The sequence below is a fragment of the Salinibacter sp. genome, assembly GCF_036626415.1.
Lineage (GTDB): Bacteria > Bacteroidota > Rhodothermia > Rhodothermales > Salinibacteraceae > Salinibacter.
Genome location: NZ_JAZKRW010000081.1, coordinates 1 through 14,169, shown reverse-complemented (window position 1 = coordinate 14,169; position 14,169 = coordinate 1). Strand labels below are relative to the sequence as shown.

Below are 14,169 nucleotides of genomic sequence, written 5' to 3'. Positions count from 1 at the left end.
CCGGGTCGTCGGCGAGGGCCGAGCCGGGAAGCACCAGTCCAGCGGTGAGGAAAAGCGCGAGAACTGCAGTACAGTACCGATTCATATGGGAATGTAACGCGTTGTGAGAAAGAGTCACAGAGGGTAGCGTAGTGCTACACACGAAACCGGAGGTGATCCGGTTGAGGCATGTAGATCGAGGGAAGAGATCACGATGATCGTATCAGGGCGACGCGTGGGCCACATCTGTCGACTCCGCACCTGTTACAGCGTGCAGAGGTGCGGCCGGGCGCACGTTCCTAGGCCCCTTGGTCGCGTGAGTGGGTAGCGTCGTCGGGCAGAGGGGTCACGGCCTCGTCCGAGGCGGCACACGCCTCGGCCTGGTCGAGCCACGCCGAGACGTGCCCGGGGTGGTTCCGGATCCATTGTTCGGCGGCGCCGCTCTTGCTCATGTCTCCGCGGGTGCGGAACGTGTTCATGAGGCTGCCCACCTGTTGGTCGTTCACTTCAAACTCTTGGAGGAAGCAGACGGCCTCCTTCGGAAATTCGTCGATGAACTCGTTGTCGACGATCGTAAAGATGTCCTCCGGCGGCCCGTAGGCGGGCGACTGATTGGTCTGGCCCTCCTGGAGGTACCGGAGGTCAAACTCGCTCCACTTCCAGTGCGGCTTCCACCCCGCCACGATGATCGGTTCCTGCTCCTCGATGGCGCTCCGAAGGCGCTGCCACGTGGCCGGGCCACTGGCCGCCACCGCCGAGAAGCCCTCGATGTCGTGCTGGGCCAGCACCTGGCGGATGTTCTCGTTGGTGGGCGACCCGGCCTCGATGCCGTGGATCTGTCCATCGAGGGCCTCGCGGTACTCGTCGATGTTGGCCGCCGAGCGGAGGTCCATGTAGGCCGGGACCACCAGCCCGCCCGAGGTGCCCCGGTACGTGTAGCCGAGCTTCTGGAGCTGGTCCTGGAGGTCGCCCCACGAGTTTTGGTGTGTGGTGGGGAGCCAGGCCTCGTTAAAGAAGTCCCGATCGCCCTCCGCCACCGACGAGAAGGCGATGCCGCCCCCCTGGGCCTCTTTCAGGTCCACCGGCACGTTCAGGCTGTCCTCCAGGACCTGCGCCTGCATGTAGCTCATGGCGAGGCCCTCAATCCAGTTCACCGTGACCATCTTCAGCGTGGGCGAGGACGCGCCCTCACGATCGCCGTCGGGGGCATCGCTCCCGCAGCCGGCCACGCCCAGCGCCAGAACCGACGCCGCAACGGCCACGACACAGTACGAGCGACTAAGTGAGCGTATCGAAGCGACAAACTGTCTCATGGAAACGCATTGTTGATCAAAGAGCATTAACGTGCAGCAGGCCGGGACGTCCTGTCACGGCACCTGCGCAATCCTCATCAGTGCCACGGTCGCTCATAAAACACCCCCAACCGCCACAGGGCAGCCGGGGGTGCTGCGTCATCATCTCCGATGTCGGATTCCTACGCGCCTTGCTCGCGCGAGAAGGTGGCGTCGTCCGGAAGCGTCTCCACCGCCCCATCGGAGGCGGCGCACTCTTCGGCCTGGTCCGTCCAGGCATTGACGTCTTCCGGGTGGTTTTCAATCCACTGGTTGGCGGCCTCCCGCTTGCTCATGTCGCCGCGGTCGCGGAAGTCGGCCATGAGGCTCTCGATCTGCTCGTCGCTGACCTCCGACACCTTCAGGAAGCAGACGACCTCCTTCGGAAACTCCTCCGTGAACTCGTTGTCGACGATCTTGAAGACATCCTCAGGATCCCCGAACACCGGAGACTGTCCCGTCTGCGCGCCCTCAAGGTACTTCAGGTCGAACGAGCCCCACTTCCAGTGCGGGTACCAGCCCGTCACGACGATGGGCTGCTCGTTGTTGACGGCGTTCTCCAGCGCCTGCCAGGTGGCCGGGCCGCTGGACGCCACCACCGAGAACCCGTCGAGGCCATTGTTTTCGAGAATCTGGCGCGTCTGGTCGTTGACCGCCGCCCCGGACTCGATGCCGTTGATCTCGCCGTTCAACTCGTCGCGGTAGTTTTCCAGCTCTGAGACGCTGGAAATGTCCATGTACGCCGGCACGGTCAGGCCCACCGACGTCCCCTTGTAGGTGTACCCCAGCTTGGCGGCGCTCCCTTGCGCCTTGCTCCAGGGGTCCTGGTGGGTCGTGGGAAGCCACGCCTCGTTGAAGTAGTCGCGGTCTCCATCGGCGACCGACGAGAAGGCAATGCCGCCGCCGCCCACCTCTCGGACGTCGACCTCCATGTCATACTGGTTTTCCATGACCTGCTCCTGAACGTAGGTGAAGGCCATGCCCTCGATCCAGTTGACCGTGACCATGTTCATGTCTCGCGACACGTCTTGACCGTCTCCGCCGCCCCCACAGCCGGCGAGCCCGGTTCCAAGAAGGCCGATGGCCGCAACAACGGCGAGGAAGGAGCGAAGTGATGTCGAGAAAAGCTTCATATCGTTAAGGCGTTTGCTTGTGATGGTGAGTGTCAACGTTGTGTCGTCAAGCATCGAGACGCGCCTGGACGGGAGACGGTGTGTCTCCTCATCCCGGTCGCCGTCACAAAAAGAACGGTGTCGTTTCTCCAAAGCAAGGTGTCGTGGACTATCCCGTCGCGGCCTGGGTAGAAGCGCCCACCTTTTCCCCCACGGCCTGCGTGATGCGGTCCAGGAAAATGGCCAGAATCACAATGGCCAGCCCCCCCTCAAACCCGACCCCAATGCGCAACTGCTGAATGCCCTCCACGACCGGGTCTCCCAGCCCGCCGGCCCCGATGAGGGCGGCGATCACCACCATCGACAGGGCCAGAAGCACCGTCTGGTTGACCCCCGCCAGGATGGTGGGCAGTGCCATTGGCAGCTCCACCTTGAAGAGCATCTGGCTCGGGGTGGACCCGAAGGACTGCGCCGCCTCCACCGCTTCCTCCGACACCTGCCGGATGCCGAGGTTGGTCAGGCGCACGCACGGGGGCGTGGCGAAGATGAAGGTGGCGATGACGCCCGGCACCTGCCCCAGCCCGAAGAGCACGACGGCCGGAATGAGGTACACAAACGCCGGCATCGTCTGCATGAAGTCGAGGATCGGCCGCACGATCGCGTCCACCACGTCGTTTTTCGCCGCCCAGATGCCCACGGGAATCCCGATGAGCAGCGAGAGCAGCGTCGCCGTGGCGACGAGCGCCAGCGTCTGCATGGTGAACTCCCACAGCCCCATGCCGAAGGCAATCTCTACCCCAAGCAGGGCAAACTCAACATCTTCGAGGAGGGTCAACCCAATCACCGTGAAAATTGCCACGCCCCGGGAGGCCACCCACCACGCAAGGAGGGTAAAAAGCAGAATCATCGCCCAGCTTGGCAGGAAGAGCAATGCCTCCTCCAGCCCCGTGATGGTTGCCCCAATCACGGACGTCACGCCGTCGAGGAAGGGGCCGAAGTTGTTTTGAATCCATTCAATAAGGGACGCGAAGGCACCGCCAAGATCCAATCGCATGGGCACTTAGAGTCTCCGTTCAAACGATGAGCGTGGAGGAAAGACCGTCTGGAATCAAGCCACCGCCGCTTCGGGATCTTCGTCGGTCCGTCCGGCGCGGGCGTCCCGTCGCCGGGCCCCGTCGGCGTTCTGCACGACCTCCTCCATCACGGCCTTCTGGCTTACGACCCCCTGGAGAGTGCCGTCCGAGTCGCGCACGGCCAGGGGCCCCTCCGCGTCCATCAGGGTCGGGAGCAGCTCGGCGATCGGTGTGTGGGACGAGACGGACGGGCCGTCGGCGGGCACCGTCTCGTCGTCGCGGAGGTCGCGCATCACGGTGCGGGCGGGGACGATCTTCGTGCGGTCCACGTTCTCGACGAAGGAGCGCACATACTCGTCGGCGGGCTCGGTGAGGATCTCGGTGGGGGTTCCGATCTGAGCGATGCGTCCATCTTTCATGATGGCGATGCGGTCGCCCATCTTCAGCGCCTCGTCGAGGTCGTGGGTAATGAAGAGGATCGTACAGGCCGGGTCCCACTGCTCCTGCAGCTCCAGCAACTCGTTCTGCATGTCGGCCCGAATCAGAGGGTCGAGGGCACTGAAGGCCTCGTCCATCAGCAGGATTTCAGGGTCGTTGACGAGGGCCCGGGCCAGGCCCACCCGCTGCTGCATGCCCCCACTCAGCTGGCTGGTCTGGCTGTCCTCGTAGCCGTCCAGGCCCACGAGCTCCAAGGACTGGCGGGCCTTCTCGCGCCGCTGCTCCTTGTCCATCCCCGCCACCTCCAGGCCGTACTCCACGTTCCCGATGACCGTTCGGTGGGGGAAGAGCCCAAAGTTCTGAAAGACCATCGACATCTTGGTCCGGCGCAGCTCGCGGAGGCGGTCTTCGTCGAAGGCCGTCACCTCGTCGTCGTGGACGCGCACGCTCCCGAAGGTCGGCTCAATCAGCCGGTTCACACACCGGAGCAGCGTCGACTTCCCACTTCCCGAGAGCCCCATGACCACGAAGATTTCCTGCTCTTGCACCTCGAAGTTGGCATCGTCCACCGCGATTACGGAGCCGGTCTCTTCCTTGACCTTTGCCTTCGACGTTCCCTCCTTCGCGAGGGTACGAGCGCGCTCGGGGTCGCCCCCAAAAATTTTCCAGAGTCCCTTTGCTTCGATAACAGCCATGACGTACGTAGCTTGTTCGCTAAGTGTAAGCGTAGTGGGGACAAGCCAACTGCAGAGAGCAAGCGGGCACGATGCGTTTCGCCTGCGCCCAGGACTCTACTAATTAGCTACTTGGGGGGAGACATGTTTAGAGAAACAGGACCGTTCTCCCCATTCTCCCCCTCTTTCATACAACCTTATAAAGAGTCACACGAACGAGCCCCTATTTTTTATCCTTCGAGTTTTATAACTCGAGAATTCTCAAAAAGGGGTGCGAAGTACGAAACCGAACAAAAAGTTCAGACATTCTTGGGGCCGACTGTGCCACAGGCGATTGGTCGGCGACGCTCCCGAACGCCCGAGGCTCAATTCATAGACCGATTCCTCATCTTTGAACCGACCGTCCCGTGTCTCATGCCCGACGATCGCTCCGCGAAGGTCATCGAAGCCGTTGCCGACGGCCTGCGCCTACAGGTGGGGGACCTGCCGGGCGACTACGCCCCCAGCCTGCTGAAGGCCAAGCCTGCGGCCTATGTCGTGGGCTTCACGGCGGGGGTGAGCCGCGCGATGGACGAGCCCGTGGGCAACCACACGATCCGCACCCTGGAACGGGGCTGCCGACAGGGCCTTCCGCGTGAGGGCGACCTTGGACAGCGTCTCGCCGACATCGCGGCGGGCATCGTCTTCGACGGAAGCGTCACCAGCGATCCGGACCTCACGACGATCCGCGAGAACGGCGAGGAGGAGGGCCGCGCGTTCGTGGAGGACCGCTCGCCCCCCTCCTTCCTTGGCGATCTGGTCTACGACTGACCGGCCCAATCGGGCTTCCCCCGGCGCGGCCGTGGGGGGCGTCTCTCTCCTCCTCGAGGGAGGATCTCAGCCGCACCGTCTCCGCTACACCGTCTCCGCTACGAGAGGCCTGTAAAGCCTCCCCCGGATGGTCTCAACGCCCGACGAGCCGCCCCCACAAACCTGCTCCGAGACAAAAAAAGAGCGCCGGCCCTGAAGAAAGCCGGCGCTCCGTGTTTTTTCACAAGGGGCGCTGCGCTAGGCCGCCACCGGCTCGGCGTGCTCGATGCGGGTGCCCAGCACCTCCAGGAACTGACGGATCCAGGCGGCGTGGGCGGGCCAGGCCGGGGCCGTGACGAGGGTGCCGTCGGTCACCGCCTCGGTCATCTCGAGGTCGACGTACGTGCCACCGGCGGCCTCCACCTCCGGCGCGCAGGCCGGGTACGCCGAGCAGCGGCGTCCCTCCAGCACGTCGGCGGCGGCGAGGGTCTGCAGGGCATGGCAGATCGCCGCCACGGGCTTGTCTTCCTCGAAGAAGTGCTGCACCGCCTCGATCACTTCATCGTTCAGGCGCAGGTACTCCGGCGCGCGGCCGCCCGGCAGGCAGAGCGCGTCGTAGTCGGCCGGGTCCACCTCGTCGAAGGTGGCGTTGAGGGCAAAGTTGTGGCCCGGCTTCTCCGTGTAGGTCTGGTCGCCCTCGAAGTCGTGGATGGCCGTCTTAATCGTGTCGCCGGCCTCCTTCTCGGGGCACACGGCGTGCACCTCGTGGCCCGCCAGGTCGAGCATCTGGAAGGGGACCATCGTTTCGTAGTCCTCGGCGAAGTCGCCGACGATCATCAGGATCTTTTTGGACATGGCTGATCTGGGGATTTTGTAAACAGGGCGAGAGTTTTGCATCGTTTTGCATGCCGGACGGGGCGGGATGGGTTCGGCCCGTCGGCCACGCAGGAGACATACGCACGACCACGATTGAGGCTCCGGGCCTCCGCGGGGACCTACGCGCCGACACCTACCCTCTTCTGCCCGGTCCGTCTGCGGCCCAGTGCTACGTCAGGGCGGAGGCGGCCCGGCGGCCCGCTTCGATGGCCCCGTCGAGGTAGCCGGGATGGTCGGCGGCGGTTTCGGCCGCGGCAACGTGCAGGCGCCCCTCCCACTGGGCGCGTCGGAGGACAGGGGCAGGGTCTGGGGGCGTGTGCGGCCCCGGCTTGGGCCCCGTGGGCGGCGTCGTGGCCGTGTCGTGCCGCCAGTCGGCCGTTGCGATGCCGATCGGGGAGTCGGCGGCCTCACCGAAGCAGTGCACGAGCTGACGAACGAGGGCGGCGTCCCGCGTGCCCGGATCGCTTGGGGTGGGGGAATCGGGGCCTGGGGGATGCATAAACCCGACGAGGGCGGCGTGGCCGTCGGGCGTCACGGCGTCGTGCCAGTCGTGCACCGGCCCGACGGCGCTCCGCACGCGCCCGGCGAGGCCCTGCTCGCGCCAGAACGGGCGGTCGTAGACCACGGCCGCCTTGGCCGAAGGACTCATCCAGGTCGTGGTGTCGCGGAGGGCCGAGGCCAGCGCGTCCGGCAGCGCAGGGTCGAACTGAAGGGCATGGGCGGCCAGTCGGGGCGGAAGGGCAAGCACCACCGCGTCGACCGACGCATCCTGGGGGCCCTCGGGCGTCTGGGCGGTGGCCTGCACCTGTCCCCCCGCGCGCTGCAGGGCGCGGAGGCGGTGGCGAAGGCGGAGGGCGGCGTCCGGAAGGGCGGCGGCGAGGCGCTCGTGGAGGGCCTGGGCCCCGCCCACGAGGCGCCAGGAGGGCGGCGGGGCCTCCGGCCACTCGAAATGGTCTACGGGATCGTCCCGGGCCCACTCCTGCACCGCCACGCCGGGCTCGTGCTGGCGCACCCGCTCGATGCCGAGGCGCTCGGCCAGCGTGCGCACCCGTTCGTGCGCCTCCCAGTGCCAGGACGCCCCCAGGTCGAGACGCACGTCGTTGGGGCCGACGGCCGGGCTCCAGCACCGTCCCCCCACTCGATCGCGCGCCTCCCAGACGCGGACCGACACGCCCGCCTCGTGCAGTTCGGTGGCCGCCACGAGGCCCGCCAGCCCCGCTCCCGCGACCAGAATGGACGGGGACTCAGACATGTGCGGCCTACTCTGCTCCTGTCGACGATCGAAAATACGCGTCTATGCTGTACCGGCCGGGGCCCGTCAACAGGAGCGCCGCGAACACCGTCGCCATCTCCGTGGCGTGCCAGGGCCCTTCCCCCGCCGCGATGTGGCTCGACGCCGCGACGAACATGGTCCCCAAGAGAAGCCCCAGGATCGGGCGAAAGAGCAGGCCGAGCATCAGGCAGACGCCGCCCACGAACTCCGTGGCCGCCGCCATGAAGCCCCAGAAGGTGGGCCAAAAGGTGATCCCAAAGATGCCCATGGTGGCCCCCAGATCCGCCCACTGCGCGGGCCCCCCAAACATCTTATCGGCCCCGTACACGAAGACGAACGAGACGCCGATGCCGATCCGAAGGACGAGCAGCGCGAGGTCGATGGAGGCCCACCGGGACGAGTCCATGACGGTTACTGGGTTGATTGGAAGACAGGAACGCGTTTCTCGAGCCCCGCCAGCCGTGCCGACCCGGCCGGACGTCAGCCCGCGAGCTCATCGACGCTGTATTTCCCCGGCCCCACGAAGACGAGGCTCAGGAACACGAACGCGTACAGGAGGGCCGTTTCGGGACTGCCGTCGATGGCCCCGGTGATGTGGGCCGTCGCGGCCACGGCCATGTTGATCACGAGGAGGAGGGCCGCCGGGCGAGTCAGCAGACCGAGTGCAACGAGCAAGGCCCCAGCGAACTCGGCGAGGGCGGCCATCAACCCCCAGAAGGTGGGGGCGAAGCCGAGCCCGAAGATCTCCATCGTGCCGCCCAGCCCGGCCCACTGCTCGGGCCCGCCGACGATCTTTCCCCATCCGTGGCCGACGGCCATGTACAAGCCAAACGTTGCACGGAGCAGGAGGAGGCCCAGGTCCCGGAATTTGCTAAGGTGTGTCCAGATCATAGCTCGACGAGCAGTTTTAAAAGGCTAGATGAACCCGCCTCAAGTATAGAAAACGGCGGGCGGTTTGTCGAGCGGCGCCGTTCGGCACCGGGGACGAAGCCGAGAGATGCCTCCGCGCGTCGAAGAGTCGAAGAATGGTCCAGGGCACAACGGAGAGCGGCCTACTCGATCGTCCAGGTCTCCCCGGAGCGGAGCAGCGCATCGAGGTCGCCCTCGCCCTGCTCTGCCGTGACACGGTCGAGCTGTTGATGCACGCGTTCCGCGTACGTGGGCCGCTCCGTGCGGTGGATCACCCCGAACGGGCGGGGCAGCTGTGTACCGGTCTCGTCCAGGCGGGGAATCGGGTCGCCGTCGTCATCCTGCCACGACATGCGGCCGAGGATGGTGGCCAGCTCCGGGGAGGTCTCGTCGTGCACGAGGCAGTCGTCGACCGACCAGTCGCCGCCCTCCAGGTCGACCACCTCGGGCTGGAGGGTGTCGAGCCGGATGCCCCTCGTGCCGTTGGCGAACGTCATCGGCTCGCCGTGCTCCAGGAAGAGGGCGCGCTCGTCCTTCGTCTCCCGCTCGGTGAATTCGAAGAAGGCCCCGTCGTTGAAGATGTTGCAGTTCTGGTAGATCTCCAGGAAGCCCGTGCCGTCGTGGGCGTGGGCGGCCTGCATCATGGCCTTCATGTGCTGCGGATCGCGGTCCATGGTGCGCGCCACGAAGGAGGCATCGGCCCCCAGTGCAACGGACACGGGATTAAAGGGCCGATCCACAGAGCCGTAGGGCGTGCTCTTCGAGACGGTCCCCGCGTCGGACGTGGGGCTGTACTGGCCCTTCGTAAGGCCGTAGATCTCGTTGTTGAAGAGCAGGATCTGCGTGTCGAGGTTGCGGCGGAAGACGTGGATCAGGTGATTGCCGCCGATGGAGAGCGCGTCGCCGTCGCCGGTCACCACCCACACGTCCAGCTCCGGGGTGCTCGTCTTGAGCCCCGTAGCCACGGCCGGGGCCCGCCCGTGGATGCTGTGCATGCCGTACGTGTCCATGTAGTACGGAAACCGGCCCGCACACCCGATGCCGCTAATGAACACAACGTTCTCCTTGTCCACCCCCAGGTCCGGCAGCAGACGCTGCACGGTCGACAGGATGGCATAATCGCCGCAGCCGGGGCACCAGCGCACCTCTTGGTCCGACTGGAAGTCTTCCCGGGAGAGCGCCTCGCCCCCGCCGTCGCCGCTGTAGCCGGGCGGGAGCGTGGGGCCATCGTCCCCATCGCCATCACTGCCGGGCGAGGGCGGGCCCGCAGGCTTCTTCGCCCCCGGTGGCCCTGCCGGTTTTTTCGTGCCCGGGTCGTCCGATTCGTCATCCCCACCCCCGAGCCCCGGTGGGAGGTCTGGTTTCTTCGTGCCGGGTGCCGTCTGCTCGTCGGACGCGCTCTGGTCCTGATCGTCGCCCCCGCCGGCAAGGCCGGGCGGAAGGTCCGGCTTCTTGGTGCCGTCCGGCGTCTGGCCCTTCGAGGAGGAATTTGACGTTTCGTCGCTCATCGATGTCGGGTCGGGTCCATCAAGAAAATCGGTTCCCTGTCACGGCGTGTTGCGTGTTTCGTATCGCGTATCGGAGCCTGCCGTGACGAAATACGCAATACGGAATACGCGTTCTAGGCGGGCGTCGGCGCCCCGAGCAGGCTTTCGATCTCGCCCACGATCTCCTCCGCCCGGAAGGGCCGTCCCTGAATCTTGTGGAGGGGCGCGAAGTCGCGGCTCGGGTACTGGTCGCGCAGGACGCGGATCAGCTGGCCGTTGTTGAGCTCGGGGACGAGCACGCGGTCGAAGCGGTCGCACACGGCCCCGAGGTCGGCCGGCAGGGGCCACACGTGGCGGAGCACGACGCTGCCGACGCGGCGCCCCTGGTCGTTGGCCCGCTCGGTGGCCTCTTCAATCGCCCCCTTCGTGGACCCCCAGCCCAGCACGAGCAGGTCGCCGTCGGCGGCCCCGTGCACCTGCGTGGGCGGAATGTCCTGCGTCACGTTCTGCACCTTTTGGGCCCGCATCTCCACCATCTTCTGGTGGTTCTCAGCGTCGTAGGAAACGTCGCCCGTCCGGTGCTCCTTCTCCAGCCCGCCGAGGCGGTGCTCCAGGTCGGGCGTGCCGGGCCGGGCCCAGGCGCGGGCCAGCGTCTCCGGGTCGCGCACATACGGCAGGAACTGGTCGTTGCCGTCCTGGTCCTTGTGCATCGTGCGCTCGGTGGCCTCCGTCTCGAAGTCAACCTCAAAGGGCGGGAGCGCGTCGGTGTCCGGAATGCGCCACGCCTCCGAGCCGTTGCCGAGGTAGCCGTCGGCCAGCAGAATCACGGGCGTGCGGTACTTGGTGGCGATGCGACACGCCTCGTAGGCGGTGTGGAAACAGTCGCCCGGCGACGTGGCGGCGAGCACCGGGAGCGGCGCCTCCCCGTTGCGGCCGTACACGGCCTGCAACAGGTCGCCCTGTTCCGGCTTCGTGGGCAGGCCCGTGGACGGGCCTCCGCGCTGCATGTTGATGATGACGAGCGGCAGCTCCGTCATGACGCCGAGGCCGATCGTTTCCGTCTTGAGGGCCACGCCGGGGCCGGAGGTGGCGCACACGCCGAGGTCGCCCCCAAAGCTGGCGCCGAGCGCCGAGGTCGCGGCCGCGATCTCGTCTTCGGCCTGGAACGTGATGACGCCAAAGTTCTTGTGCTCGCTCAGCTCATGGAGGATGTCCGACGCCGGCGTGATGGGGTAGGAGCCATAGAAGAGCCGGAGATCACTCTTCACGCTCGCGGCCACGAGGCCCAGCGCCAGCGCCTCGGCGCCCCGCACGGCACGGTAGGTGCCGGGTTTCATCGCGGCCTCGTTCACCTCATACTGCACCGCGAAGGCCTCCACCGTCTCGCCGTAGTGGTACCCCTTCTTCAGCACTCGCAGGTTCGCGTCGCGGATCTCGGGGGCGTCCTCAAACTTCTCATGGATCCACTCCTGTGCGGGCTCGACCGGGCGATCGTACATCCAGAGCGCCAGCCCGAGGGCAAACATGTTCTTCGACCGGTCGGTCTCCTGTACGGACAGGTCCGTATCGGACAGTTCCTCACGGGTGATCTCGGTGAGGGGGACTTCCTGCACCTGGTAGTCGTCCAGCGTGCCGTCCGTGAGCGGGTTGGTGTCGAGGTCCGCTTTCTTCAAGTCCTTCTCCTCGAACGCGTCGATGTTGGCGATAATCGTGCCGCCCGGTCGGACGCGGTGGAGGTGCACCTTGAGCGCCGCCGCGTTCATGGCGACGAGCAGGTCCACCTTTTCGCCCGGCGTGCGCACCTCTTCGGCGCCGAAGTGAAGCTGAAAGGCACTCACGCCGAAGGTGGTGCCCGCCGGGGCTCGAATCTCGGCGGGATAATCCGGCAGCGTCGCGAGGTCGTTCTGGGCGTAGGCGGAGGCAAGAGTGAACTGCGACCCGGTGATCTGCATTCCGTCCCCGGAGTCCCCGGCGAAGAGAACTGTGGCCTCGGGAATTTCCTTCGTCTCCGTTGTGTCAGCGGGCGCGCTCATCCGTATCGTTTAGATCCGTTCTAAATTGGCGGCAATAGCAACGATGAGTCCCACCCGAAGGTTCGAGGGCAGGGCCTGGTGCGGGGCCTCTGCCCCACTGCTTTCAATCGGGGTTCACGCCGCCGAGGCGCGCCGGTCGAGGTCGCCCCTGCCGGTTACGACTCCGTGGCGTGCGCCCCCTCTTCTTCGCCCGGCGACGTGTGAAGTCCGCACTCCGTTTTGTCCCGGTCGCCCCAACGTCCCTCTCGCGAATAGCCGTCGGCCTGGTCCACCGGCTCGGTGCACGGCACGCAGCCAAGGCTGGGGTAGCCCTGGTCGTGCTTCGGGTTGTAGGGGAGGTCGTGCTCGAAGAGGTACTTCCACACCTGCTTCTGCGTCCAGGTGGCCAGCGGGTTGATTTTGAACACCCCGTACTGCCCTTCCCAGGACAAGATGTCCGTGTCCGCGCGGCGCTCGGACTGATCGCGGCGGACGCCCGTGATCCAGCCCCGGCGGTCGTCTAGGAACGTCTGGAGCGGCTTCACCTTGCGGAGGAAGCAGCAGCGGTTCGGGTCCCGGTTCCAGAGTTCCTCCCCCTCCTGCTCCGCCTGCTCGTTGAGCGAGAGCCCCCCGTGGACGCGCGTCACGTCAACATCGAGCCGCTCGTCCAGGTCGTCGCACAGCTCGTAGGTCTCCGGGAAGAGCAGATCGGTGTCGAGGTAGAAGACCGTCGTGCCGGGCCGGAGGTCGGCCAGCATGTGCATGATGACGATGCCCGACGGCCCAAAGCCGGTCCCCTGCACCAGGTCGTCGCCGAAGGTGTGGGTGGCCCAGTTGAGGATGGCCTTCGGCCCGTGGGGCTCAAACTGGGCGTTCAGGGCCGCCAGCCGCGAGCTCGACCAGGGCGCGGGACCGTCGTCGGAAGAAAAGGCCATTGCGGCGGACGGAAGGGCGTGGACGCAGGGCGGATGTGCTCGGGTTGGCACCCGATTTGCGGCGAACTGGTTCAAAACAAGCGTTCGGCGCGGTGGGCGTCAACCGCCCCGCCCCGTGAAAGCGGTTCTATGAAATCTGCGGGGGCCCCGTTGAACAATTCTTTGCTGGCCGGTAACAATGTGGCTGTGCATTTTTCGGTGACGCCTCCGTTTTTCTAACTCGGGCTAGACCCTTTTGGAAGCTGTCCCCAACGCCATGATCAGCTACGCCTCCACCACGCGCAGGATCACCGTCACCGTGCGGCCCATCTACCTGGACGAGCCCTCCGACCTCCTGGAGCGCGAGTTCGCGTTCGGCTACGCGATCCAGATCGAGAACGACAGCGCGAACGAGGTGCAACTGCTTCGGCGTCGATGGATCATTGAGGAGGCCAACGGCAGCCGGCAAGACCTGACCGGCGACGGCGCGCTCCGCCCCCACCCGGTAATTGCCCCCGGGGAGATCCACGTCCACGACGGGTCTTGCACGATCGAGTCGTTCAACGGAACTGTGGAGGGCAACTACCTGGTGCAGCGGGCCGACGGGGAGCAGTTCCGCGTCTCCGTGCCGCCGTTCCCCCTCCACGCCGCGGCGAATTGAGCGTATTGCGTATTTCGTATTGCGTATTTCGTGCTTGGTGAGGACAGCAATTCTACACAGTACGCATCACGCAATACGCACCGTTCTTCCCGAGAGAGAACGTCGTTCCCGCAGAATTAGTGGCGGGTCCTCGAGCGGATGCCGCGTCCATCAACTCGCCACGACCTCAATCTCGATGTCGTACTCCTCGGTCGTGAGCGTGATCGTCTGGTTTTCGTTGGTGAGCCCGTAGTCTTCGATGGCGTCCGGAAAGACCTCGTCCGGAATGTCCATGTTGAAGAAGGCGTCGGCCACGACCTGCCAGTCCTCCGGCGTAAGGTGCACGGTGGCGTCGCGGCCTTCGGCCACCATCGGGGCGTATTCGAGCACCTTTTCGAGGTGGTTGACCGCCTGCTTGATGTGCTTGTTCTCGGGGATGTCGGAGTCGAGATTGGCCATGTCGGGAGCGGCAGCGTCCATGAAAACCTAAGTGGCTGCGCTCAACGTGGGGCGTCGTTTCCACGTTCCCGGTTGGGCCGGATGAGAGCATGGAGGCGTGAGGAAAAAGAGTGGGAGGCACGGAAGCACGAGCACAGAATCATCGATCCTCGCTTCTCGCCGGGCAAAGGTTCGATCTCAGGTCGCACCGGACCTGCACCCGC

14 protein-coding genes are annotated in these 14,169 nt (G+C 65.8%); 2 read left to right on the top strand and 12 right to left on the bottom strand.

What is annotated here, in order from left to right:
* Positions 1–278 precede the first annotated feature (278 nt).
* From V5A20_RS09695 to V5A20_RS09680, 4 genes are all read right to left on the bottom strand, one after another.
* Positions 279–1,292, bottom strand: coding sequence for a glycine betaine ABC transporter substrate-binding protein (locus V5A20_RS09695; protein ID WP_332327228.1), 1,014 nt, complete (start codon positions 1,290–1,292; stop codon positions 279–281).
* Between the two features lie 161 nt (positions 1,293–1,453).
* Positions 1,454–2,443, bottom strand: coding sequence for a glycine betaine ABC transporter substrate-binding protein (locus V5A20_RS09690; protein ID WP_332315940.1), 990 nt, complete (start codon positions 2,441–2,443; stop codon positions 1,454–1,456).
* 148 nt (positions 2,444–2,591) lie between these two features.
* On the bottom strand, positions 2,592–3,476 hold the full coding sequence (locus V5A20_RS09685; RefSeq protein ID WP_332315941.1) for an ABC transporter permease: 885 nt from the start codon (positions 3,474–3,476) through the stop codon (positions 2,592–2,594).
* Between the two features lie 54 nt (positions 3,477–3,530).
* Positions 3,531–4,628 (bottom strand): quaternary amine ABC transporter ATP-binding protein, encoded by a 1,098-nt coding sequence (locus V5A20_RS09680; protein ID WP_332327227.1) that lies wholly within the window; start codon positions 4,626–4,628, stop codon positions 3,531–3,533.
* A 393-nt stretch (positions 4,629–5,021) separates the two neighbouring features.
* Here V5A20_RS09680 and V5A20_RS09675 point away from each other — a divergent pair, with 393 nt between their 5' ends.
* Positions 5,022–5,417 (top strand): hypothetical protein, encoded by a 396-nt coding sequence (locus V5A20_RS09675; protein ID WP_332315943.1) that lies wholly within the window; start codon positions 5,022–5,024, stop codon positions 5,415–5,417.
* 237 nt (positions 5,418–5,654) lie between these two features.
* Here the strand turns inward: V5A20_RS09675 and V5A20_RS09670 are convergent, their stop codons facing one another.
* From V5A20_RS09670 to V5A20_RS09640, 7 genes are all read right to left on the bottom strand, one after another.
* On the bottom strand, positions 5,655–6,251 hold the full coding sequence (locus tag V5A20_RS09670; RefSeq protein ID WP_332315944.1) for a DJ-1/PfpI family protein: 597 nt from the start codon (positions 6,249–6,251) through the stop codon (positions 5,655–5,657).
* A 190-nt stretch (positions 6,252–6,441) separates the two neighbouring features.
* Positions 6,442–7,524 (bottom strand): flavin monoamine oxidase family protein, encoded by a 1,083-nt coding sequence (locus tag V5A20_RS09665; RefSeq protein WP_332327226.1) that lies wholly within the window; start codon positions 7,522–7,524, stop codon positions 6,442–6,444.
* A gap of 7 nt (positions 7,525–7,531) precedes the next feature.
* Positions 7,532–7,951, bottom strand: coding sequence for a DoxX family protein (locus tag V5A20_RS09660; protein ID WP_332315946.1), 420 nt, complete (start codon positions 7,949–7,951; stop codon positions 7,532–7,534).
* A gap of 74 nt (positions 7,952–8,025) precedes the next feature.
* Positions 8,026–8,436 (bottom strand): DoxX family protein, encoded by a 411-nt coding sequence (locus V5A20_RS09655; protein ID WP_332315947.1) that lies wholly within the window; start codon positions 8,434–8,436, stop codon positions 8,026–8,028.
* 161 nt (positions 8,437–8,597) lie between these two features.
* Positions 8,598–9,962 carry a 2-oxoacid:ferredoxin oxidoreductase subunit beta gene (locus V5A20_RS09650; protein ID WP_332327225.1) on the bottom strand — a complete coding sequence of 455 codons (1,365 nt, stop codon included), beginning with the start codon at positions 9,960–9,962 and terminating at the stop codon, positions 8,598–8,600.
* Between the two features lie 113 nt (positions 9,963–10,075).
* On the bottom strand, positions 10,076–11,974 hold the full coding sequence (locus V5A20_RS09645) for a 2-oxoacid:acceptor oxidoreductase subunit alpha (RefSeq protein WP_332315949.1): 1,899 nt from the start codon (positions 11,972–11,974) through the stop codon (positions 10,076–10,078).
* 155 nt (positions 11,975–12,129) lie between these two features.
* Complete coding sequence (locus tag V5A20_RS09640) at positions 12,130–12,888, bottom strand: phosphoadenylyl-sulfate reductase (protein WP_332327224.1); 759 nt, start codon at positions 12,886–12,888, stop codon at positions 12,130–12,132.
* A 235-nt stretch (positions 12,889–13,123) separates the two neighbouring features.
* Between V5A20_RS09640 and apaG the strand changes: the two genes are divergently transcribed.
* On the top strand, positions 13,124–13,528 hold the full coding sequence (apaG, locus tag V5A20_RS09635) for a Co2+/Mg2+ efflux protein ApaG (protein ID WP_332315951.1): 405 nt from the start codon (positions 13,124–13,126) through the stop codon (positions 13,526–13,528).
* Between the two features lie 150 nt (positions 13,529–13,678).
* On the opposite strand, the gene V5A20_RS09630 is transcribed toward apaG, so the two are convergent.
* Positions 13,679–13,966 (bottom strand): hypothetical protein, encoded by a 288-nt coding sequence (locus V5A20_RS09630; protein ID WP_332327223.1) that lies wholly within the window; start codon positions 13,964–13,966, stop codon positions 13,679–13,681.
* Between the last annotated feature and the right edge of the window lie 203 nt (positions 13,967–14,169).

Excerpts from the sequence above, each read along its gene's own strand:
- V5A20_RS09695 (WP_332327228.1), bottom strand. The coding sequence starts at position 1,292 with ATGAGACAGTTTGTCGCTTCGATACGCTCACTTAGTCGCTCGTACTGT.
- V5A20_RS09690 (WP_332315940.1), bottom strand. The coding sequence starts at position 2,443 with ATGAAGCTTTTCTCGACATCACTTCGCTCCTTCCTCGCCGTTGTTGCG.
- V5A20_RS09685 (WP_332315941.1), bottom strand. The coding sequence starts at position 3,476 with ATGCGATTGGATCTTGGCGGTGCCTTCGCGTCCCTTATTGAATGGATT.
- V5A20_RS09680 (WP_332327227.1), bottom strand. The coding sequence starts at position 4,628 with ATGGCTGTTATCGAAGCAAAGGGACTCTGGAAAATTTTTGGGGGCGAC.
- V5A20_RS09675 (WP_332315943.1), top strand. The coding sequence starts at position 5,022 with ATGCCCGACGATCGCTCCGCGAAGGTCATCGAAGCCGTTGCCGACGGC.
- V5A20_RS09670 (WP_332315944.1), bottom strand. The coding sequence starts at position 6,251 with ATGTCCAAAAAGATCCTGATGATCGTCGGCGACTTCGCCGAGGACTAC.
- V5A20_RS09665 (WP_332327226.1), bottom strand. The coding sequence starts at position 7,524 with ATGTCTGAGTCCCCGTCCATTCTGGTCGCGGGAGCGGGGCTGGCGGGC.
- V5A20_RS09660 (WP_332315946.1), bottom strand. The coding sequence starts at position 7,951 with ATGGACTCGTCCCGGTGGGCCTCCATCGACCTCGCGCTGCTCGTCCTT.
- V5A20_RS09655 (WP_332315947.1), bottom strand. The coding sequence starts at position 8,436 with ATGATCTGGACACACCTTAGCAAATTCCGGGACCTGGGCCTCCTCCTG.
- V5A20_RS09650 (WP_332327225.1), bottom strand. The coding sequence starts at position 9,962 with ATGAGCGACGAAACGTCAAATTCCTCCTCGAAGGGCCAGACGCCGGAC.
- V5A20_RS09645 (WP_332315949.1), bottom strand. The coding sequence starts at position 11,974 with ATGAGCGCGCCCGCTGACACAACGGAGACGAAGGAAATTCCCGAGGCC.
- V5A20_RS09640 (WP_332327224.1), bottom strand. The coding sequence starts at position 12,888 with ATGGCCTTTTCTTCCGACGACGGTCCCGCGCCCTGGTCGAGCTCGCGG.
- V5A20_RS09630 (WP_332327223.1), bottom strand. The coding sequence starts at position 13,966 with ATGGCCAATCTCGACTCCGACATCCCCGAGAACAAGCACATCAAGCAG.